Genomic DNA, 22,757 nt, shown 5'->3' on the forward strand with positions numbered 1-22,757 from the left:
TCCAAGCCGACCCATCTATTTTCTACCACAAAAAAACAGGATTTTCAGGAGGGAACTCCTGAAAATCCTGTTTAGTAACCAGCGGTTAACAAAAATCTGAAGTTCTTTTTTGCCTTTTAACATATAACCGCAACCCAACCGTCACCAGCACGATCTGGGCCAATGCCCAGAACATTGTACTTAGGTCTTTTACCCCTTTCCCGCCCCAGGACATAAACTCATGTTTGTGCAAAAAAGCAAAACTATAGTCTTCCAGTAGGCTTTGGTCATCCAACCGTTTGGAAAGCTGACCGGTGGCTGTTTCAACAAAATACCGTTCATGACCATGGCCGGCATAACTTATTTTCCATACCGGCAAACGTTTGTCAGAAAAATTATATTCGCTGTTAAACCTGGAAACGGAGGTAGTTGCCAGGATTTCGTTCTCACTATGACCGCTAAAACGAGTAGCCAGGAATCCGGCATATCTTTCCTCTCCCCGGGAAAGGACGGAAAGACTGTCGGTGCGGATGTACAGCACATCCTTTGCTCCGGCGCCGGGCAAGCGATCTGACCCCGGTTTGTTGAGAGCAGGGGTATTTACCTGCCAATAGGCACCCTCTTTTAAATATACCAGACTGATATTGGTGATCCGGTTACCGGAAAGCGCTTCCAGGGCCGGCACATCAAAATCAACGGATGAAGCGGCCGTCCGGCGATCCATAAAATACAGATCCCTTTTATCGTCACTGAATTTTGATAAAAGATGCACGGAACCGCTGAAGGTAAACATCAGGGTAAATAAAGCAATCGTTATGGAAGTGAAACGGTGAATCCTTCTTGCCTTCACCATACTATTTCCTTTCGATGGTTTGCTTTTCGTGGAAAAGAAAATAATGATTCCCATTACAGTAGTCAGAAATGCCAGAAGTACCAGGGTAAACTCAACCACTAACCTGCCCTTTCCCAGGAAATCCAGCCAGCCCCAGGTATGGATCAGGGTAAATATCCGGTCAAATACATAGCGCTTGTCGTCCATGGCAAAGGCAAAACGATCCTGCGTGGTTTCTACAAATACCCGGATCCCGTCTGCCCTGTCAAAATTGACCCGGTAAACAGGCATCAAACGGTTGATACTTTTATATTCCTTGTCAAAATCATGAAGCAGGGAGACATTCGTTACTTTAGCCCCCATCGGACTGTTCAACACGCATTCGGTAGCAGCTCCGCAACAATCATGCGCCTCTGGTTCCTTGTATAGGGCAGGAAGAGCTTTCATCGGACTTTCAGCAGGTACATGTGCAGGCGGAGGAGATTGCCCATGAGAAAATGCCTGTCCCTCCAGGAATTGGCGGGCAAGATACTGGGCATAGAGCCAATCCCCTGCCGGCAATGATTTCCCGTTGGTTGCGCTCAGGTACACCGGCGGGCTTTTTGCCTTGAGCTGGATCTGATAAAACCAGTTGGTGTCGATATGTACCAACCGAAAATTAAAGAAACTATCCAGATGATTCTGTTGCAGGGCCTTTTGCAAAGAGACCTGTATCCTGCTACTTTCCAGGTTCTCCGGAACCAGGGTTTGTGTGACCAGCTTCGGACGCATATTTGTCATGAGTGGGTGCATAAATCCGCTGGCTGCCCATAATAATACAGGGATCGCAATGGTAACGGATATAAGGCGATGCCATTTATAAAGCTGTTTTTTATTCAGGAGTTGATTTATATCAGGAAGCATTTTGTTGTTGTTTTTCAGATCCGGACAGGCCTCTGTTATTATAATTATTATTGTTTCCCAAAATGCCAGGCTACCCCTACCGTATATTCAGCCGGATCGCCCAGATTATAACTATATCCGTAAGCCGATTTAGTGGCCAGCGATGCATAATATTTATTAAAGGCATTCAAAGTGTTGGACCAGATCTCCACCTGTTTGAATTTATAGCCTGCCCGTATATTGAAGATGTTAAAACCGCTGTATTGGCGGGTATTGGCATTATCCATCCAATATTTTCCCAGATGCTGCCATTCCATTCCAATACGGAACCCTTTGATGAATACCGGCTTCCAGGTAAATTCTGCGTTGGCGATAAAATGCGGAGCTGCGGACATTTGGTTACCGCTGTAATCCTGGTTGTTCTCGTATTGCACGATGAATGAATGATCCGCATCGGTGGCGCTTACCCGCAGGCTCCATTCCGCGGATGGTTTCCAGGTCAGACCATATTCAACGCCCTTATGCCTGGTCTTACCGGCATTCGTATTGATAAAGGTCCCGTCATTCTGACGAACGGATATGATCTGGTTCGTGCCTTCCAGCAAATAGAGACTCCAGTCTGCATAAAGCTTGTTCTTCAACAGGGATAACCATCCGCCAATCTCATAATTGAAAAAGGTCTGCGGTTTCAGGAAAGGTACTTTTACGCCATTGTATAGTTCGGTTACCTGCGGGGGAACATAACCCTGGCTATAATTGACATACCCACCCACAGCTTTGTAATTATAGGTCAACCCGATCTTAGGGGTCAACCGTTTAAAATCGTTCTTCGTATCGGGAGAGGCCGTCGAAGCAGAAGATGGCAGGTAATTGCGAAAATTATAATGATACAGATCATAACGGAGAGCAGCAACGAATTTTAATCCTTTGGCCGGGCTCATTTCATAATTAAGATAAGAGGCGATATTGGTTATGTCAGTAGCATAATTGCTCAGCAGGGAATCGGTTTTGGCATAAGTTCCGTAATCCCCTTTGGCATCCCGCTGAATACGGATATAATTAGCAGCATAAGAGCTGGGACTTATGTCGGCACTGATGCCGGCAATCAGTTTGCTGTCCAGCCAATGAAACTTCTGCTGATGCTGGGCCACCAACAGGTAACTATTAAAAGAACTGTTGTTGACCTGCCCGTTGGCCAGCAATGGATTCGTCCGGTCATTGGAAATATAATAGGAAGGATTCTGTTTGATACTGTTGTTCCGGTAGGCCAGCGCGATCTGTGTTTCACTTTGACCATTCCACCGGTAGTTCAATTGGGATTTTACCCGGAATGAATTTACTTTGCGATAGGTAAAAGAATAAGGTGTATTATAATTCTTTTGCGCAAAATGGGCGCTGTCCAATGAGCCATACATATCGCTGTAATAATCGACATAGGTGAGGGTATTAGTCCAGACTACCCGCTCATTCACCTGGTAATCGGCCCGAAGGGTGACCGCCGTTTTGTGATAATCGCTGTATTCAATCGGGCCATTGGTCCTGTTCGCATAATAACCGCTGGCCAGGATCCCCCATTTGCCAACACTGCCCCCAGCCTGGGCATCCACCCGTTTGTATCCGTTATTATTTCCCTGAAGGCTAAGGTACCCGCCGGGAATGGCAGGAGGAGCCTGGGTGATGATATTCACCGCTCCGCCGATAGCTTCCGCTCCATACAGCGCAGAGGCAGGCCCGCGTATGATCTCCATCTGCCGGATGGCTGTCATATTCATTTCGAGCAGGGCATTGTGATTGTAGATGCCTGTCGTTCTGATCGGTATTCCATCTTCGAGATAAAGAAAAAGGCTCTGTGTGGTCATTGGCTGCCGTATACTCATTTCATGCTGTTCGTTGCCCAGGTCAACCATAAAAACCCCGGCGACCTTGTTGAGAAGCTGGTCCATTTGATTAGCCCTGGTATCGGCGATCGTTTGAGTATTAATGGTAGTAATGGACACAGGCGCTTCCGTCCTCCTCTGAACGGTCCGGTTACCGGTTACGATCAGTTCCTGTAATTTATTTTGCAACGGGACCATGGCGATGGTTAACCGATTATTGGTTAACCGGATATTGGAGATAGGGATGATCTGTTCCTGGTAATCAATGCAGGAAACCCTCAATTCATCACCCGAGGTTGCCTGAATGGAAAAGACGCCGTGTACATCGGTTGTAGTTCCGTTGCCTTGAACGTTGGAACCTTGAATGCCTGTGCCTTGCTTTTTGCTGCTGATCGTCACGGAGGCCTTTACCACCGGTTCTTTGGTGACCTTATCGAAGACGGTACCTCTGATTATCGCTGTGCCTCCTACTACCTGTTGAGACCAGGCATGATAACCTGTTAACAAAACAAAGAAAAGAAAAAGAGGGCCAATTATTAAATGACGTTGTTTATGATAAATATTGCTGTTGGGAAAATTCATTTTCTGCCGTTAATGGGTGAATGGCGCATATCATTGATCCTACGCCGGATTGCTGTATCAGGTACTCCGCAATTTGTTCATTTTGCAATTTGATCATTTTGCAATTTGTTGCCTTAACAGCCGGGAGGGTGAAAATGAGAAGTGGGGCGGTCGACAGGTCGGAAGACCTTTACGGGCGGGTAATTTGTTGAAAGAAAAGACATACAGGCAATAAGCCCGGTCGGATAAAAAGTTTTCGAGGAGATGACCTCATTTTTGTTTTCGGATCTTCTTTCCGGATTTTCGTTGTCTTTGCTGTCTTCCTGTTTGAAACGTTTTTTCAACTGGCATTTACCTTCACAGTCGATAGCCGTATTGTTCCTGTTCACGCAGAGATAACGGGCAATATAGTCCTGGTTGGCATAAAAATCCGCGATAATGACAGCCTTGCTGAAGGATTGCGCCACCAGGGAAAGCAGTAATAAACCGGTTATACTATGACGGATGAAAGTCATGGTCTGTTCGTAATACAAACAAAATTTCAGCAGGAATTAAACCTAACCCTAAACACGATTAAAAAAAAAGGAAGAAAAAGGAATAAATCAAGCCTGGGGAGGATGAAAGACGGAAATGGGCACTTCCCTGGAAACGGAAGCCAGGTAACGGGTCCTGTTAATAACGATGATCGTTTGGCCGGATTTGTCCGGCAAATTATTTTGCAGGGTAAAAAGCTGAAGTGGAGACTCCTCTTTCTGCCCTCCCTTTCCGGGAGTTTGCTGCTGCGTTTCATCGGTAGACATCTTCTTATTAAGATAACACTTGCCATGGCAGCAACAGGAAGGTTTTGCCCGGTTGATACAAAGATTTTTGGCGATATATTCCCTGTTGACCTGGTAGTCCAGGATCACACACCATTTACTGAAGGTTTGCAAACCGATCAGCAGAATCAATAGTATGGTTAGCGGATATTTCAAGACTGCCGCAAAATTACGGGTATGCAGGATAATCTGATCGGTTTAAGAAAAAAAAATTGTTATGCCAGGAACAAAGACAGGATAAAGACCGTCAGCATGGTCACCAATCCCATCAGCAAAGTGGCGACGGAGTAGACCTTCAACATGGATTTCATATCCAATCCGGAGAATCGCGTAATGACCCAGAAATAGGCATCGTTGGCATGTGAGATCATCATCGATCCCGCTCCCATGGACAGGACACAAAGTAAATGGGAATGCGGGGCAGTAAGCCCCAATGCAGGCAATAAAGGTTGAATGATCGAAGCTGCCGTAATGATCGCTACCGTAGAAGAACCCTGTGCCGTTTTTAACAAAGCCGTCAATAAGAAGGGGAATAGCAGACCCAGGCTCCCTCCATGGAGCGTTCCGCCTTCAAGCATGGCCCCGAAATGGCTGCCCGGGTGGGTTGCAGCGATTACAGCCCCAAATCCCCCTCCTGCACCGATGATCACCAGGATGCCTCCTGCCTTTTCCACGGCATCCTGTAAAAGTTTGCCGGTACTTTCCCGATTCCAGGAGCGCCCTCCATAAAAGGCCAGCAGGATACCCACAGAAAGAGCGATTACGGGATCACCCATAAAAGAAAGGGCATGCAGCCATCCGTTATCTGCACCTTTATCAACAGCCAGAAACGAACGGGCCGCGATCAGCAGGATAGGAACTCCTATAGGTAGAAAAGCTTTTAGGACATACGGACGGGAGAATACTGAAGAATCGGGGGCTACGCAAGGACCGGGAGTTACGGAAGTATCGGAAATTTCACTCACCCCGGAAATGGAGGAATCCTGAGAAGGTTCCAGCGAAATTCCCGGTTCGACTGATGCTGTCCGGGTCAGGAATTTTTTCCCGGAGAACCTGGCCCACCAGTAGCCCGTCAGCATCGCAGGAACGGCTACCGGGATACCGACTAGGATCAGTTGTCCAAAGTCCACGGCAAGGGCACCGGCGGCAGCGGCAGCCCCGGGATGGGGCGGGATCAGGCAATGGACCGCGTAAAGACCGGATGCCAGGGAGACACTCATGGTTATAACTGGAATGCCTGTACGTTTGGCAAGCGATTTGTTCAGGCCGCTCAGAACGATATACCCCGAATCGCAAAAGATGGGAAGCCCGACGATAAAACCGGTAAGGCTCATCGCCAGGGATGCGCGGGCCTCTCCGGTACGTTTCAGGATAAAATCGGCCAGCACCTGGGTGCTGCCGGTATGTTCCAGCATTACGCCGAGGGTAGTTCCCAGTATGATGATCAGCCCCAGGGAACTGAGGATACTCCCAAACCCCTCTTTCACGGCCGTGATCACAGCCGCCACCGGGATCTGCATGCACAGGCCAACGGCAAAGGAAGCCAGGAGCAAAGCGAAAAATGCATGAACCTTGTATTTCGTAGTCAGCAGGATAATAAGGGCGATTCCAATGGCCAGGGAGATCAGGATCATTCGTTCTTCTTTTTATCGGTCTTGTTATCTGTTTTGTCGGTCTTATTTGTTTTGTCTGTCTTATCTGTCTTGTCGGTCTTTTTTTTATCTGCTACGGTCTTCAATCTTCCTGCCTCTTTCAGCGATTTGTTCAGCATCCATTCAAGTTGTCCGTTGACACTGCGGAATTCATCGGCCGCCCATTTCTCGATAGCCTTCATCGTATCGGCATCTATCCGTAAAGCAAAAGGCTTTTTTTCTGCCATTCCTAATTGGTTTAATGTTCCTGTATTCACTACAGGCTGCGTGTTCTTATCGCCGCAAAGTACGACCATAAGATTACTCACCATAGCTGCTTTTTTATCCTCATCCAGATCTACGATCCCTTTGTCCGACAACAGGCGTAAGGCACTTTCCACCATACTGACCGCGCCTTCTACGATCTTATGCCTGGCCGCCACCACGGCAGAAGCCTGCTGACGCCTCAGCATGGAATGTGCAATTTCGGGAGCGTAGGCCACATAACCAATTCTGGCATCCACGACTTCTATACCCGCGATATCGAGCCTTTCGGAGATCTCCCGTTCGAGAGCCGTGTTCACATCGTCGAAATTAGTACTAAGCGTAACACTTGCCCTTTCATCCTCAAAATGATCATAATTTTCAAATTATCCTTAAAAAAAGAGCTGCCTAAGCGGGAAAACTAAGGGAGGTAAAACGTTACCCTGAGCGTTACGAGAAGCGTTACGAGAAGCGTTACGAGAAGCGTTAAGAGAAGCGTTAAGAGAAGCGTTAGGAGGAGCGTTAGGAGGAGCGTTACTGCTTACTATTCAGCTCATTAATGAGAACAGTCCAATCCGCCTCCGATTTTAATTTTAATTTCTTTTCATCCACGACCGATTGAATATCCTTCTCTCTGCCGGGTAGAAATCCTGTTAAAGAGTTCTTGTTAAGCCGGATCTTTAAAAGGGTATTAGCAGTGGAATCATATATATACCAGGACCCGGTGGTAAGGATGTTCTTAACAGGAATGCCTGCTGAGTTATTGATCTGAAGCAGTTTTTTGCCGGTTAATTTTAAGAAGGAAATTTTGCCGCTCGCCAATACCTGGTAAAATGTTTTGGCGGTTCCGCTGCCTGCCGCCGGAAAACCGCATCGGAATGACGCATCGATCCTGGTGCTGTCATCCGGATTATATAATCCAAATTCCGTGACCGGCAGGGAACCATCCAGGACAAGCGCCTGGCTGTCCTTCCATATATAAATCTCATTCGTGGCCGCATTAAACGACAAAGTAATATTGTTTACTTTTTTGGAGCCGTTAAAAAGGAGGAACCCCTTTCGCCATCCTTCATTAAAGAACCAGGTCCCCGTAACCCCTTCTCCGGCACCGAGGTTAGCACCTGCCTCCCTGGCATTGGCCGCCCAGTCCCGGTAGAGAAGACCTGTCTTTTCATTAACGGTTTGATTAGCGGCCAGCGACCCTGTATTTACCGGACGGGGGGCAGGTTGAGATTTGACCGAAAAGGTTCCTGCCACCAGCAGAAGGAGCAGAAATAAAGATTTTAAAGGTCGGGGCATATACAGATGGTTTAACTCAATTTACGAAAATCCGGTGCGAACTGCTAAACTTTTGGGTTTCCGCACTGTTATAAACGGACTATGCCTACTAAAATCAATTTAAGCGTATTGGACCAGACCCCCATCCGGCGGGGAAGCAATGCCCCACAAGCGCTGCAGGAAACCATCAAACTGGCCCGTCTGTCGGACAAGCTGGGATATACCCGTTACTGGCTTTCCGAACATCACAATACTACTACCCTGGCAGGAGCGTCTCCCGAGATACTGATCGCCAGACTGGCAGCAGAGACAAAATCTATACGCCTGGGATCGGGCGGGATTATGTTACCCAACCACAGTACCCTGAAAGTAGCGGAGAATTTCCGGCTCCTGGAAGCCTTATATCCGGGCAGGATAGATCTGGGGCTGGGTCGCGCCCCCGGCGGCGACCGTCTTACCGCACAGATCCTTAATCCTTCCAATACCTTTGATCCCCAAGAATATATACAACAGATCACCGATCTGGATGCTTTTCTATCCGATAAGGCGACAAAAGGGACTTTTCATGGAAAAATAAGAGCCATTCCCCGTATCGAAACCCGCCCCGATCTGTGGATGCTTACCTCCAGCGGAGAAAGCGCTTTTCTGGCAGCCCATTTTGGGATGGCCCTTTCCTTTGCCCAATTTATTAACCCGGTTGGGGGAGCCGCGGCGATCAAGGCTTATAAGGAACGTTTCGTTCCTTCCGACCAATTATCCGCCCCAAAGGCCAATGTGGGCATTTTTGCCTTTTGCTCCGATGATCCTCAAAAAGTAAAAGAGGTAGAAGCCGTCATGGATTACCGGCTGTTAAGTTTTGAGAAAGGGAAATTCGATGAAATTCCTTCTTATGAAATAGCCAAGGCTTATGAATATACAGAAGCCGAATGGCAGCGTGTTTTATTCAACCGCCAGCGTACGGCAGTTGGTACCCCGGATTCGATTAAAAATAAATTCGATATATTGACCCAGGAATTTGGAGTCGACGAACTGGTGATCTCCACTTTTTCAGAACGGCTGGAAGACCGGATGCATTCGTACGAATGGCTGGCCAGTATCTTTAAACTGACTTCCGGGGAAGTCGTTTCCAAGGCAAGAATGTCTCTTTAATTAGCTGATTCATGGAGATTTCCATTTATTATTCGAATATCCGGACCCTCTCTTCCGATGATTTGATGAACAGGGCTTTGACCCTGTTCCCGGATCCACTCCAAAAATCCATTCTGCGTTACCGTACCAGGGAAGACCGTTTGCGTGCATTCGCCGGAAAACTGCTCCTGTTGCGGTCAATAAAGGATTGTTCTTTTGATAAAGGCCAGTCCCTCTACGACCTGAAATATACCCCTTACAACCGCCCGTATTTTGATGGTCAACCTGATTTTAATATAACCCATTCGGGAGATTACGCGCTTTTGGGAATAACAACCACCGGGAAAATTGGGATCGATATCGAAAGGATCGCACCTCTTCATTTTCACGATCTAAAGGAAATATTCACCATAAAAGAATGGGATGCCATCCGGCACAGCCCGCTGCCAGAAAAAAAATTTTACGAGATATGGACAAAAAAAGAGTCCATCGTTAAAGCCGTTGGCAGAGGATTGAACATCCCTTTCACGCAATTCCAAGTCGACGGTTCATTGGTCGAAATCGAAAACCAATGTTTCCGGATTTTTGAATTGGATATCGACACACATTATTATTCCTGTTTTGCTACAAATGGAGAGGCTCCTGCTGTGCCGGAAATGCAGGGGATCGATCTGACAGAATGTATCTATGAATTTTTGGATGCCTGAGCTCAGGGAGATGAAATACTTGACCAGCGCTACTATCGGTTTTACATAGAAAATTGTTCGGAAACGATCTTGCCCTCCTTAACCTGGTAAACACAAAGCTCACCCATCTTCATGCGGTCTTGCCCTTTCATGGTCACGTCCATATTTAAAGTCAGCGCTATGCTGTTGCCTTGAACCAGGGGCTCGGAAACACGCTGGCTGTGCATTTCCTGTACCATATTCTGAAATTTATGCCCCTTTTCGAGAATGGCCGGCAATCCCTTCGTTTCTTTTTCAAAAAGCGGTGAGGCTTCCGGTTCAATACTAATGGCATTATCGGCGAATAATTCCTTTTGTGCAGTTTCATAGTCCCCCTTGCTGCAAAGTTCAACCAGGCGGGCCGCGATTTGTGGTGTTGTCATGGTATGTTATTTAGCGTATTGTATGCAATTCCCTTGCCACCCGAATAGATACAGACAATATTTCCTAATGGTTTTGGGGAGTTTTCCCTTATCTCTTTCTATAATTGCAGGAATCCGGTTTGTCTATTAAAAAAAATCGTAACTTATTGGCCATCCATTCTTCTATTAAAAGCAAGCGCTTAAAAGCACGGCTTCCCTCCCTTTTCCACATTTCTATTTCTTTATTTATTATTTAAAAACCGGTTTATGAAAAAAAATTTACTCCGTTTTTTTATCGGCAGCGGTGTGCTTTTGGGAGTCTCGCTCCAGGTTACACAGGCGCAGATCAAGGGTGACCCTGAGTTAAGAACCACTACACTTCAGCAGCCTGGCCAGCCAAAGTCTGCTTCCCGGCTAAGCCCGGATCTTAAGAGTCTGTCAGAAAAGTCCGGACCTAATGCAAAAGTGATCGAATCAACAAGGAAACCAGGGCTCTCGACAGACGCATTGAGCAGGTACATGCAGATCAGCGGCAATAGTGTGGTCGTCGATATCACGGTAACGGATGATATCAATACCGCTCTGCCAGCCCTGACCAAGATTGGGTTGCGTGTCAGCGGAGTGTTCGGACGGGTAATTTCCGGCGCCATTCCCATCAGTGCCCTTTCCCAATTGGAAGCAACTCCTTCCATCCGCTTTGCCAAACCCGCCTATAAACCGATGCATCTGACCAATTCTGCAGGCAGGGCCGTTCCGGGGGCCAGGGCCATACCCGGATCCACGACTATGCCCGGCTATCTAAGGTATCTCACTCAAAGCGCCAGGAATACAGCTAAAATGGCACCAACCCCAAAAATAACCCCGGTGATCAGCCAGGGAGATACGGCCATGCTTGCTTATGTGGCGCGAAAAAAATATAATGTAAACGGAAAAGGTGTAAAGGTCGGCGTCCTATCCGACAGTTATAATAATCTCGGTGGTGCGGCTACTGGCGTTTTGCATGGAGAGCTTCCCGGTCACAACAATCCCTTTAATTTTAAGAAACCCGTTCAGGTTTTGAAAGAACTCGGCAGCGGAGGTACGGATGAAGGAAGGGCTATGATGGAGATCATCCATGATGTAGCTCCCGGTGCAGAACTGGCCTTTCATACTGCCGACAGTGGCATGGCCGATTTCGCACAGGGGATCGTAGATCTGCAAAAGGCAGGCTGCGACGTGATCGCAGATGACGTCATTTATTATGCAGAGCCTTTTTTCCAGGATGGTATTATCGCCCAGGCGGTAGACCAGGTAAAGAAAAAAGGAGCTACTTATTTTTCTTCTGCCGGTAATTCGAGTATCCGCTCCTACGAAAGCGAGTACCGGCCTACTCATTTTTTCCCGTTTGCAGACACTACTTTGGGAACGGCTCATAATTTCAGCGGCCCAACAGATCCTCCCCGTTATGCCCAACCGATCTATATCCCACAAGGAGGAATTCTGATCTCCTCCTTCCAGTGGGATCAATCCTCCTTTACCGCCAGCGGTGTAGGGCCGGAATCCGATTATGATATTTATCTGACCAATAGCAAAGGACAAATTGTCGCCGCCGGAAATTCCGATAATATGGCAAGCGGTGATCCGATTGAAGTTTTTGGTTATTATAACGATACACAGGATGTTACTTTTTATTTAACGATCGTTAAATTTTTTGGGCCGGATGCTACCCGCCTGAAGTATCTCCTGTATAACGATGCCCTATTCTACCTGACCAGGGTACCCATTCCGGGCATCCTGTCACCCGCCCTGGTCGGCCATGCGAAAGCTGCAGGAGCCATCGCAACCGGCGCAGCTTTTTATTTGCAGACTCCTCCTTATGGTGTGGATACTCCCGTCGTGGAAGGTTTCTCATCCGTTGGCGGGACTGCCAATTATATAGATATCCTGGGCAACCGGATCGCACCACTGGTCCGTAACAAACCGGAGATCGTTGCGCCCGATGGCGGCAATACTTCCTTTTTCGATCCTTTCGGGAATGGAGATATCACCGAGGATAAGGATTCTTTTCCAAACTTCTTCGGGACCTCTGCTGCTGCCCCGCATGCTGCCGGCGTAGCCGCCCTGATGATCGAGGCGCAGAAAATACGAACGATCACCCCGGATCAGATCAAAGGAGTCATGTCCTCCCATACCTGGGATATGGATGATCCCTATACTACCGGTTTTGATAAAGGATTCGATTTTACCACCGGTTATGGTCTGATCAAGGCCGATAAAGCAGTCGGTGCCGTAAAATTCCCGAACCTGTATATCAAAAATCTGGATCTGGATCCAATTTGCTCGGACAATCCGACGACAACCAGGAACTGGAGGATCAGGAATCCAAATCCTTTCCCGGTTGAAGCTCATTGGATCGTTCTTGGCACCCAACTAAAGGGAACCATTTACGTTCAACCTGGTGATACGAGCTTTTCGACAAAGGCCCAATATTGGGGCAACCGGCCCATACCAACGATTGTCGTTATCGACTGGCAGGACAATTTCGAATTCCCGCGTTTCGATATTGCCTACAGCACCAGGGCCCAATGTAATAAAGACATGGTTTCCGAAAGCAACAGCGATAAACAGCTTAACGGTAGCGGAAACAAACTGGGAAATGGTGTCGCTGATGCCTTTGCCACCAATAAAATCAATATGGCTGAAGTTTATCCCAATCCTTCCGTCAATACGATCAAATTATACTTGTCTCTTTCCGGAGATCAAAGTACGGATATCGAGTTATACAGTGTGGATGGAAAAAGACTGCAGACCAAACGTGTCGCCCAATCGAACGGCGTGATCGATATCGATGCCTCAGCTTACCGGCCAGGGGTATATATCTTAAAAGTAGTACAGGGTAATTTTGTGAAGACCATCAAAGTGATCAAACAATAATTGAGCTGATTGAAAGAGAGGCGATTTTTAAGTGGAATCGCCTCTCTTTTTTAATGAGTTGATCGTAATAAAGCTTCCAGGTAATAATAATCCGCATAATTCAGCGGGACGTCCACTTCACTGTTTGACGGTTTGGATCCGGTGCTGTGTAATAATAGGAAGCCCTTATTGGTACCGGCCTCCGCCCGATAATGCTCCGACAGGTTCCTTAGTATGCTGTTGGCAACAGACCGGTATTCCCCGGCCGTTCCCCCATACCCGCTCAGTTCGTAGAGAGCGGAGGCCATGACCGCGGCCGCCGAAGCATCCCTGGGTTCCTGCGGAATGGCCGGCGTATCAAAATCCCAATAGGGTACTTTATCAACCGGCAAACGGGGATGATGCAATAGGAATGCTGCAATATGTCTTGCTTGCTCCAGGTAGGCCTTATCCTTTGTAAAACGGTAACACATGGTAAAAGCATATAAACCCCATGCCTGACCGTGGGCCCAGGATGAAGAATCCCGGTATCCCTGCCAGGTCATTTTTTTTCTCACTGCTCCGGTTAGAGAATCATAATCCACTACATGGAACGAACTGTAATCCGGCCGGTAATGATTTTTCATTGTCGTGTTAGCATGACTTACAGCTGTTTTGAAGAAGGAAGAATCACCCGTCAGCCTGGTTGCGGCGAATAATAACTCCAGGTTCATCATATTGTCAATGATAACCGGAAACTCCCAAAGCTCCTTGTGATGATCCCAGGAACGGATACAGCCAATGCGTGGATTGAACCGGGTGGAAAGGGTTTGGGCAGCACGGATGATCACCTCGCGGTAATGTTTATCTTTCGTAAGCCTGTAGCCATTCCCAAAGGAGCAATAGATCTTGAAACCCATATCATGGGTCGTCCCGTTCGATTTTTCTTTCTCCATTTTCGCAGTAAAGGTCCTTGCCGCTGTTGACCATTCCTTTTTACCGGTATATTGATAGAGCATCCACAGTACTCCCGGGAAAAATCCGCTGGTCCAGTCTGTTGAAGCCACTAATTTCAGTTTGCCGTTCTCTATGGTTCTGGGAGAAAAGGCTTCCGCTCCAAAGGAGTCCTGGTTGATGTCCGTACGGATCTGGCGGATCTCCAGTAACATTATCCGTGAAAAGATTTTTATAGTTAAGGCTCATAGTCATTACAGGATGTCCGGAATTAATGCAAGAAGCTGATCTTATAGGTAACCGCATTTTCTGAGGGGTAAGAGGCCGATGCTTTTATCACCAGAGCATCCGCATTTTGTGACCAGCTCACTTTGTCGGTACTGCCTACCAATTCTATACCAGCAATTTTACCGTTTCCTGCCTTGGCCGATAAGGCTTTTATAGTGGTATTACCCGATGGCACCCCTAAAAGGATGGCATATAAAGTTTCGCCTTTGGTGGTGAACCGGATATCTTTTGCATTAAAAGGAATTTTCTGTTCGCTGAAGGATCCGCTGGCTGACTCAGTTGGGCCTTCCCCATAGATCTTCCAGGGTCTGGTCCCGTAGATGGCCTCTCCATTCACGTTCAGCCATTTTCCTGTTCCCAGCAGAACCGCTGTTTCCGCCTCTGTAATCGACCCATCCGGACGTGGTCCGATATTTAGCAGCAGGTTGCCATTTTTACTAACGATGTCGATCAGGTTGGTAATGACATATTTCGGGGTTTTGAACGTATTGGTGGTGGTATATCCCCAGGATTCATTGCCGATGGCGTCGTCGGTCTGCCAGGGCAGGTTACGGATACCGCCCAGTTTTCCCCGTTCGAGGTCCAGAACGGCCGTCCCTTCCGGATAAGCCAGGTTCTTATAATTGACCACTACGCCTTTGTTCCATTCCAGTCCTTTGTTATAGTAATAGGAGGCAAAAGACTTACGGTAAGGATCCATGGCAGGTTGTTCTATCCACCAGTCGAACCAGAACAATTGAGGTTGGTATTTATTGACCAGTTCCGTACACCGGAGCAGCCAGTCGTTCATATATTCAGGAGAAGGCGTATCCATCTGGTCTCTGGCCGGTCCGTAAAAATCGGCATATTTCGGATCGTTCACATCCGAATCGAATTTACGGCCTCCGTTCATGAACCACCAATGTTCGATCCGGTGCGAAGAAAGTCCGAATATCAGCCCTTGTTTGCGGATCGCCTCGGATAAAAGACCGATGATATCCTTGTGCGGTCCCATTTCCACTGCATTCCATTTCGACATGGCTGTCTGATACATGGCGAATCCATCGTGATGCTCGGCAACGGGTACTACATATTTTGCACCTGACCGTTTGAAAAGATCAGCCCAGGCATTCGCATCAAAACGTTCCGCTTTGAACAGGGGAATAAGATCTTTATATCCGAATTTGTTTTGAGGGCCGTAAGTAGCGACATGGTGTTTAAATTCATCCGATCCCTGCTCATACATATTCCGGGGATACCACTCGCTCCCAAAGGAAGGTACGGAATAGACCCCCCAATGGATAAAGATCCCAAACTTGGCATCCCGGAACCAATCCGGGGTCTGGTATTTTTTAAGGGAAGAGTCCCAGTTCGCCTGGTAGCGGTCCTGGGCGATGGTCTTTACACTTGCTGATAATAAACAGATCAGCAGAACGAGCGGTACAATTTTTCTTTTCATATGTCAAATTATGGGAGGGTATTGTGAATTTTAATAACAAAACCGTATTGGGTCGTGATCTTGTTCGGATCGAAGGAGGGCATGGTGATAACAAGGTCATTCCCCTGTTGTTTGCCGGCAAGACGAGTATGCGTTTCCAGTAATTCGATCGTTGTTCCCGGGGAAAGCTTCAGATCACGTATGGTAAAAGTACCGGTATGCCAACGCGGCAGCAGGACGAAAAGGTCTTTTTGTGCGGCATTATAGGTAAAGAAACATTCCTTCACCGCGAATCCCGGATCGGGGTCAACGGTTAACTTCAACAGCAGATCTCCGCCACCATTGGCCGGTTTGTAATCCCGCTTTCCCGTTCCCCATTGCGCAGGAGTTCTCCATTTGGTCGTTCCATAAATGGCCTCTCCGTTAATCTTTATCCAATCCCCGATCTGCAACAGACGTTCCTGCATGATGGGAGGGATTTTCCCGTGTTCATCCGGCCCGATATCCAGCAGGAAATTACCTCCTCTGCTCACTTTGTCTATCAACTGAAAGACCAATGCTTTTGAAGAATTATAATCCCAGGCATCTTCTTCGCGGTTATATCCATACGAAAAACCCATCCCGCGGCTTTCTTCCCAGTAATGATCGTCCTTGATCTCCAGGTCGGGCTGATACTCCGGCGTATATACTCCTCCGTGATGAAAACGGATACCATCGCCCCAGCGGTCATAAGTAACCACCCTGTCTTTGACGGGGCTTTCATTATATAACCAGGAAAGGAACTCCGGCGATTTCCACAAGGTATCCTTTGCATCCCATTCCCCATCGGTCCAGAATACATCAGGCCGGTAAGTATTGACCAGGTCTTTCATCTGTGGCCACATATGTTCTTTTACATAACGGGGCTTGTCATTTAACCAAAGAGGATTATACCATTCGTACAGGGAGTAATACATCCCAGGATGAACGGAGGTTTTGCGAAGGGCGGTAAAAAGATCGCCCAACAGATCGCGGTGAGGACCCGCCTCCACTGAATTCCAGGGGAATCCCCAATCCCGGCTGGCCTCTTTGCTGGGCCAGTTGGCAAAACCATCATGATGTTTGGAGGTCAGTACGACGTATTTGGCTCCGGATTTTTCGATGAGTTTGGCCCATTCGTCCGGATTATACAATTCTGCCTTGAACTGATCGGCTAACTGGTAATAGGTAAGATCACCGAATTTTTTCTTATGATAGTTTATCCGCGCCGTGTCTTTTTCATTTAAACCATGCTGGTACCACTCGGCATATTCTCCCTTTTTGCTGTAACCGGGGACGGAATATACTCCCCAATGGATAAAAATCCCAAATTTGGCATCCTTAAACCACTGCGGAACAGGTCGTTTGTCCAGAGACTCCCAATTGGGTTGCCAGGTTTGTGCAAAAAGCGGAGTGCCTGCACAAAAAATAAGCAAAGCGAACAGGTGTTTTCTCATGAAGCTATCGTTTTTTAATGATCGGAAATTATCGTGTATACAGGGATAAAACTATCGGATTTGGGTATGGAAAATACCCATGAATTTAACCTTTCTATATGGTATTCTCACTTAAAAAGGGGTGGAAACAGAATTTGTAAGGGAGTGTGAATAAATAAGTTGGGCAAGATTTTTTGATATCACACCAAATATTTTATATTTGCATATATGAACGAGAAAGAATTCAAAGAGTTTGAGGAGCTTTTACTAAAACAGCAAGAGGAAGTTAAACATTCCAAAGTTGCTGCCAAAAAATTGCTGACTAAACTTGGAATTATGCATCTTCTCGTCCCCAAAGGTACCAATAAATTTTCCTCCGCTGTTTCTGCAGTCGCTCCCCGTTAAAAAATAAGTCTTACTAATTAAACTTATTTCAATGTATCCCGCAAAGCCAGGATTGCTAATAGGATTTCATGGGTGTGAGGAAACAATACTTAATGACATTGTTTCTGGAAAAAGTATTTTAAAAACAAGTGAAAATGGTCATGACTGGTTAGGTACCGGCTGCTATTTTTGGGAAAACAATTATGAACGGGCCTTGGATTTTGCCCAAAATCCACCCGGTAAAAAGAAATTCAAATCTCCGGCTGTTCTAGGAGCCACAATTGACTTGCAATTTTGTTTGGACTTATTGGATACTTCCTATCTAAGGTTGGTAAAAAACTCCTACTATTCTTTATCTTTCTCTGCGAGTACTCTTGATCAGGAACTTCCCATTAATCGACCAATTAAAAATTCCAAAGATTTACTTATCAGAGAACTGGACTGCGCTGTGATTGAAAACCTGCATTTAAAAAGGATTGAAACTAAATTAAAAACATTCGATTCAGTAAGAGGTGTTTTTGTGGAAGGACAAGAGCTCTACCCAGGTGCCGGCTTTCATGAAAAAAACCATATCCAGATTTGTATCCGCAATCCAAATTGCATTAAGGGCTTCTTTATTCCCCGCCATGAATTACAGTGGGTATAAACCCTAAGCCCATACTTACCAGAACCGCACATAAAGGGCGGAAAAGATCAGCAGAATAAAAGCGATCAATATCCAGTTGACTGGTTTGAGGCGGAACATTTCCAGATCCAGGTGGAAGGCTTTGGGGTTGATGCGAGGTCCGCCCATGCTGATCAGCACCATCAGGATCACCGTATAAAAAAAGGCCCAGCCCATACAGATGAAAAAGGGGATCTCGTAAACGCCATTGCTATTCAGGAAGGCAGAATACATCCAGGTTTCGGTTCCCAATACCTTGACGGCAAACTGGCCGAAGAATACGGACAACACAAAACCGGAAACGATACCCGCGATTGCCGCCGCACCAGTTGTCCTTTTCCAGAACATCCCCAGGATAAAAGTGGCAAATACACCCGGGCTGATATAACCGGTATATTTTTGAATGAAGGTATAGCCGCCGTCGCCGCTGATACCTAACAAGTCTTTCCAGGTAAAGACGATAGCCACGATCATGGCCAGCAGGATGGCAAGACGGCCGGTCCAAACCATCTTTTTTTCGTCAGCGTTTGTATTGATGTATTTTTTGTAGACGTCGAGCGTGAAAATCGTGGAGATGCTATTGGCCTTACCGGCCAGGGAGGCAACAATGGCCGCCGTGAGGGCTGCTATCGATAAACCTCTTAAGCCACTGGGGAGGAAACTGAGGATCGCCGTATAGGCCTCGTCCTTTCGACCACCGACCAGTTGAGGAAGATGACCATTTTTATACAGGACCCAGGCAACAATACCGGGTAACATTACGATGACAGGCATCAGCAGTTTCAAAAATCCGGCAAAGAGGATTCCGTTGCGTGCCGTTGGCAGGTTTGCACCAAGCGCCCGCTGGGTAATGTATTGGTTGCACCCGAAATAATTCAGGTTGCCTATCCACTGACCGGCATAATACATCGTAATACCCGGCAAGATGAGGTATTTATTGACATATATCTGGGGAGAGTCAGCCGTTGGCTTCTTAAAGATCAGGTGAAAATGATCCGGGGCATCCCTCAGCAGCACCTGGAAACCGGCGATCACACTTTTGCCCATTCCAAAGGTTTCACTGACCAGGGTGAGCGCCATATAGGTCGTCGCCAGACCGCCCAGGATAAGTACAGCCACCTGGATCACATCCGTATAACCGATGACCTTCATTCCGCCCAAGGTAATAAAAAGGGCAAAAACGGCCAGAACGATCATGACCGTATGGAAATACCCGCCGCCCAGCAATCCGTTGATCGCCAATGCACCCAGGTAAAGAATTGAAGTCAGATTGACGAAGACATAAAGAAATAACCAGAAAACGGACATGATTAGCGCCACGGTTTCATTATACCGCGTCTTGAGGAACTGCGGCATCGTGTAGATCTTGTTCTTCAGGTAGACCGGCATAAAAAATACCGCTACGATGATCAGCGCGATCGCGCCAAGCCATTCATAGACGGCAACTGCGATTCCGGCAAAGAAGCCGTCTCCGCTCATCCCGATAAACTGTTCGGCAGATATATTGGAGGCGATGATAGAGGCCCCGATTGCCCACCAGGTGAGTGAACCTTCGGCCAGGAAAAAATCCTTGGTGCTCGTTGCTCCGCCTTTTTTACCCTTTTTACGGTAAATCCAATATCCATAGCAGGAGACAAGAATGAAATATGCAATAAAGACTATATAATCACCGGTAGCCAATCTATTATTCATAAGCAGCAATCAAACGTATATGTATCCGACAAATGTAAAAGAAACTGGCAAAAATCCGGTTAAAATTTCAGGGTAGCCGGTAAGTATTTTGTCACCAGCGCCTCATAGTAAGAACGGAGCTCGTTCCAATCCGGAGGAGTGGGGCTCTTGGAATACAGGTCATATGGATTGAACAGCCTGACCCATTTAAACATTTCCCGGTCATGCTCATCCATCAGATGATCATAGGAGTTCTCCCGGTGCTGGGAATAAAAGGAGTGATACCGGAGCATATATAAGGCCGGCTCCGGAAGATGATCCTTCATCATATGGTAGATATATTCGTCATGTCCCCAGGACATGTCCACATTGCGCAAACCGCAATTGGGTGAATAGACCCCGTATTTGGTAGAATATATTTCATGATCATGATCCGGGTTAAGCGCAAAAAATTCCGGATAGACGATCTTGTCAGCATATGCACATCCAACGGGAAAAGTATCCCCTACAACTGCCCATTGCGGCTCGTCGAAGAGACATAATGTTTTTCCCATATCATGAAAAAGACCAGCCAGGACCATCCAGTCCGGGTGACCATCCGCACGGATAGCTTCCGAAGTTTGCAACAAATGCTGGAATTGATCAAGGTCCGTATCCGGATCTGAATCATCTACCAGCTGGTTCAAAAAATCAAAGGCAGCCCAGACCGTCATTTCTTTTTTATCAAACTTCAGATAGTCCGCTTTTTTCTCCCGGACAAAATCATAGGTTTGATAAGTGTGGTTCAACTTATAAAACTCCCGTACGGATTCCTTTTTTGTTGATTCATAATCCCGGTATTCTTCAGTGGTTTTTGCCTTGGCAATAGACTCCGGGTCAGGATAACGTTCCAGCAAATCTTCTTCCCAAACATCCAGGGATGAAAGAGGATTTGGATTGGGGTTGTCCAGCGTTAGATTAGCGTTGGGTGTCATGGCTTTCTCGTTTGATCGTTTTGAATGGTGACATGCCGGCTATTTAAACCGGTAAAGTAAATTTGCGACCTTTTTTGACGATATTATGCATTAATTTAGAACTTTATTTACTTAACCGTTTTCGTAAAAAGGGCTACCCTGCTAATGGAAAATATAACTATCCGGATCTTAGCCCGCCAATTACAACTTTCGGCAGCAACGGTTTCCAAAGCCCTTACGGATAGTCATGAGATCAGCGAAGGGACCAAAAAAAGGGTGCGGGCGCTGGCGGCAGAACTCAATTACATTCCAAACCCCTATGCCAGCAGCCTTCGGGGGAAAAAGAGCAAAACGATCGCTGTCATCCTTCCTGAGGTGGCCGATAGTTTTTTTGCCCAGGCGATCGATGGGATCGAGGCCATTGCACAGGATAAAGGGTACCATGTCCTGATCTGCCTGACCCATGAAAGCGCACTGAAAGAGCAGGCAATTCTGCGTGATTTCCTGGGGGGCCGGGCGGACGGAATCCTGCTTTCGGTGACCTCTGAGACCAATAACCCTGCCTATATGCAGGAATTGCAGGCAAAAGGCACCCCGCTTGTTTTCTTTGACAGGGTCTGTGAGGGGGTGGAAACCGCCCGGGTCGTTACCGACGACCTGGAGAGCGCCTATAAGGCTACCGGGCACCTTATTACCTCCGGTTGCAGCCGCATTGCCCTATTATCGATCTCTCCCACCCTGTCGATCAGCGAACAACGAATCGAAGGGTATAAAAAAGCCTTAATGGAGAATCATATCGGGTTCAGGCCGTCAGATATTATCTCCTGTACCAACGATAATGCCCAGAATCAAAAGATCCTTAAAAAATTGATGACCAGTACTTGCAGGCCGGATGGAGTTATAGCTACCGTGGAAAAACTGGCTACCGGTATTTACCAGACCTGTTACGAGCTCCAAATATCCATTCCGGACCAGGTAAAAGTGATCGGATTTTCCAATCTTCCCTCCGCCATGCTCCTCAACCCTTCGCTGACTACTGTTACCCAACCCGCATTTGAAATGGGGAAGGCTGCAGCATCCTTGTTGTTCAAGGCCCTGGCCGGGAAAAATGGCAATCTTTCCAAACAGAAGGAGGTTATCCCTTCCTCCCTGGAAATCAGGGGGTCGACGGGTTAACGATCTACAGATTAATATTTAGAGAATTTGCCCATCACAAACAGTCTTCCCGGAGCTTTTTCATATAAGCTTCTCCTTTTCCCCGTGCAAAACTGATATTGCGATCAGGTATTTGTCCGGGATCGGGAAAACGTTCAAGCGCTTTTTCGATGCTCGCTTCCCTTAACAAATGCAGCATCGGATAAATGGATCGATTCGTATAATTGGCGGCATCATTGGCCTTGGCACCCCCAAAACGGTAAAGGGGATGAAAACTGGCAACCTGGTATACCCCCTCATATCCACTCTTTTTTAACAATTCTTCCGCAAGGGAAACCAGGTCAAGGTAATCGTCAAACTGCTGAAACCCATTGGTCAGGATCAAAAAGGAAGTTTCTATGGATTCTTCCCGGTCCAAACGCAGGCATTCCTTCATAAAGGATTCCAGGCAGGTCTTCTTATCGATAGCCGGCTCTACCTGGTAGTAAATGGTTCTTTGTTTAACCTCGCGGGCGGCGAACGGACAAAAGTTACAACCCACTACGACCGTATCTATCCATGTACGGGTTTGTTCAATTACCTTATCCGTTGTGTCCATTATAGTTTATT

General features: G+C 47.0%; 19 protein-coding genes and 1 pseudogene. 6 read left to right on the plus strand and 14 right to left on the minus strand.

The features are described 5' to 3' along the window. Positions 1-85: 85 nt before the first annotated feature. From ACX0G9_RS03960 to ACX0G9_RS03990, 7 genes and pseudogenes are all read right to left on the minus strand, one after another. Positions 86-1,714 (minus strand): hypothetical protein, encoded by a 1,629-nt coding sequence (locus tag ACX0G9_RS03960; RefSeq protein WP_459063550.1) that lies wholly within the window; start codon positions 1,712-1,714, stop codon positions 86-88. A gap of 47 nt (positions 1,715-1,761) precedes the next feature. Then, on the minus strand, positions 1,762-4,152 hold the full coding sequence (locus ACX0G9_RS03965) for a TonB-dependent receptor (RefSeq protein WP_459063551.1): 2,391 nt from the start codon (positions 4,150-4,152) through the stop codon (positions 1,762-1,764). 113 nt (positions 4,153-4,265) lie between these two features. Continuing rightward, positions 4,266-4,646, minus strand: coding sequence for a hypothetical protein (locus ACX0G9_RS03970; RefSeq protein ID WP_459063552.1), 381 nt, complete (start codon positions 4,644-4,646; stop codon positions 4,266-4,268). An 87-nt stretch (positions 4,647-4,733) separates the two neighbouring features. Then, complete coding sequence (locus ACX0G9_RS03975) at positions 4,734-5,105, minus strand: hypothetical protein (protein WP_459063553.1); 372 nt, start codon at positions 5,103-5,105, stop codon at positions 4,734-4,736. Positions 5,106-5,164: 59 nt separating this feature from the next. After that, entirely contained in the window at positions 5,165-6,583 is a 1,419-nt protein-coding gene (locus ACX0G9_RS03980) for a GntP family permease (protein WP_459063554.1), read from the minus strand. Beyond that, positions 6,580-7,173, minus strand: a pseudogene (locus ACX0G9_RS03985) (hypothetical protein); the annotation flags it as partial. The pseudogene ACX0G9_RS03985 and the gene ACX0G9_RS03980, both read right to left, overlap by 4 nt. Before the next feature lie 205 nt (positions 7,174-7,378). Beyond that, complete coding sequence (locus ACX0G9_RS03990; protein ID WP_459063555.1) at positions 7,379-8,143, minus strand: hypothetical protein; 765 nt, start codon at positions 8,141-8,143, stop codon at positions 7,379-7,381. Positions 8,144-8,224: 81 nt separating this feature from the next. Between ACX0G9_RS03990 and ACX0G9_RS03995 the strand changes: the two genes are divergently transcribed. Beyond that, on the plus strand, positions 8,225-9,271 hold the full coding sequence (locus tag ACX0G9_RS03995; protein ID WP_459063556.1) for an LLM class flavin-dependent oxidoreductase: 1,047 nt from the start codon (positions 8,225-8,227) through the stop codon (positions 9,269-9,271). 11 nt (positions 9,272-9,282) lie between these two features. Next, positions 9,283-9,957, plus strand: a complete 675-nt coding sequence (locus ACX0G9_RS04000; protein ID WP_459063557.1) for a 4'-phosphopantetheinyl transferase family protein — start codon at positions 9,283-9,285, stop codon at positions 9,955-9,957. A 41-nt stretch (positions 9,958-9,998) separates the two neighbouring features. Here the strand turns inward: ACX0G9_RS04000 and ACX0G9_RS04005 are convergent, their stop codons facing one another. Next, positions 9,999-10,358, minus strand: coding sequence for a SnoaL-like domain-containing protein (locus ACX0G9_RS04005; RefSeq protein ID WP_459063558.1), 360 nt, complete (start codon positions 10,356-10,358; stop codon positions 9,999-10,001). Between the two features lie 246 nt (positions 10,359-10,604). On the opposite strand from ACX0G9_RS04005, the gene ACX0G9_RS04010 reads away from it, so the two are divergent. Next, positions 10,605-13,250, plus strand: coding sequence for a T9SS type A sorting domain-containing protein (locus ACX0G9_RS04010; RefSeq protein WP_459063559.1), 2,646 nt, complete (start codon positions 10,605-10,607; stop codon positions 13,248-13,250). Positions 13,251-13,300: 50 nt separating this feature from the next. Here ACX0G9_RS04010 and ACX0G9_RS04015 read toward each other — a convergent pair whose 3' ends face one another. The 3 genes from ACX0G9_RS04015 to ACX0G9_RS04025 are packed head-to-tail and all read right to left on the minus strand — an operon-like array spanning position 13,301 to position 17,342. Next, on the minus strand, positions 13,301-14,377 hold the full coding sequence (locus ACX0G9_RS04015) for a glycoside hydrolase family 88 protein (RefSeq protein ID WP_459063560.1): 1,077 nt from the start codon (positions 14,375-14,377) through the stop codon (positions 13,301-13,303). 56 nt (positions 14,378-14,433) lie between these two features. Further along, complete coding sequence (locus ACX0G9_RS04020) at positions 14,434-15,888, minus strand: alpha-L-fucosidase (protein ID WP_459063561.1); 1,455 nt, start codon at positions 15,886-15,888, stop codon at positions 14,434-14,436. Between the two features lie 8 nt (positions 15,889-15,896). Beyond that, on the minus strand, positions 15,897-17,342 hold the full coding sequence (locus tag ACX0G9_RS04025; protein ID WP_459063562.1) for an alpha-L-fucosidase: 1,446 nt from the start codon (positions 17,340-17,342) through the stop codon (positions 15,897-15,899). Positions 17,343-17,549: 207 nt separating this feature from the next. Here ACX0G9_RS04025 and ACX0G9_RS04030 point away from each other — a divergent pair, with 207 nt between their 5' ends. Together ACX0G9_RS04030 and ACX0G9_RS04035 are read left to right on the plus strand one after the other, a co-directional pair. Continuing rightward, a complete protein-coding gene (locus ACX0G9_RS04030) occupies positions 17,550-17,726 on the plus strand; it encodes a hypothetical protein (protein ID WP_459063563.1) in 177 nt (58 codons plus the stop codon). A 31-nt stretch (positions 17,727-17,757) separates the two neighbouring features. Next, positions 17,758-18,351, plus strand: coding sequence for a hypothetical protein (locus ACX0G9_RS04035; RefSeq protein WP_459063564.1), 594 nt, complete (start codon positions 17,758-17,760; stop codon positions 18,349-18,351). 15 nt (positions 18,352-18,366) lie between these two features. Here ACX0G9_RS04035 and ACX0G9_RS04040 read toward each other — a convergent pair whose 3' ends face one another. Next, entirely contained in the window at positions 18,367-20,061 is a 1,695-nt protein-coding gene (locus ACX0G9_RS04040; protein WP_459063565.1) for a sodium:solute symporter family transporter, read from the minus strand. 59 nt (positions 20,062-20,120) lie between these two features. Then, the gene (locus ACX0G9_RS04045) at positions 20,121-21,014 is read right to left on the minus strand and encodes an inositol oxygenase family protein (RefSeq protein ID WP_459063566.1); all 894 of its coding nucleotides are present in this window, start codon (positions 21,012-21,014) and stop codon (positions 20,121-20,123) included. Positions 21,015-21,158: 144 nt separating this feature from the next. Between ACX0G9_RS04045 and ACX0G9_RS04050 the strand changes: the two genes are divergently transcribed. Next, a complete protein-coding gene (locus tag ACX0G9_RS04050) occupies positions 21,159-22,169 on the plus strand; it encodes a LacI family DNA-binding transcriptional regulator (protein WP_459063567.1) in 1,011 nt (336 codons plus the stop codon). Between the two features lie 34 nt (positions 22,170-22,203). On the opposite strand, the gene ACX0G9_RS04055 is transcribed toward ACX0G9_RS04050, so the two are convergent. Then, positions 22,204-22,746, minus strand: a complete 543-nt coding sequence (locus ACX0G9_RS04055; protein WP_459063568.1) for a DUF1415 domain-containing protein — start codon at positions 22,744-22,746, stop codon at positions 22,204-22,206. Positions 22,747-22,757: the final 11 nt, after the last annotated feature.

The organism is Flavitalea flava (genome assembly GCF_054461575.1).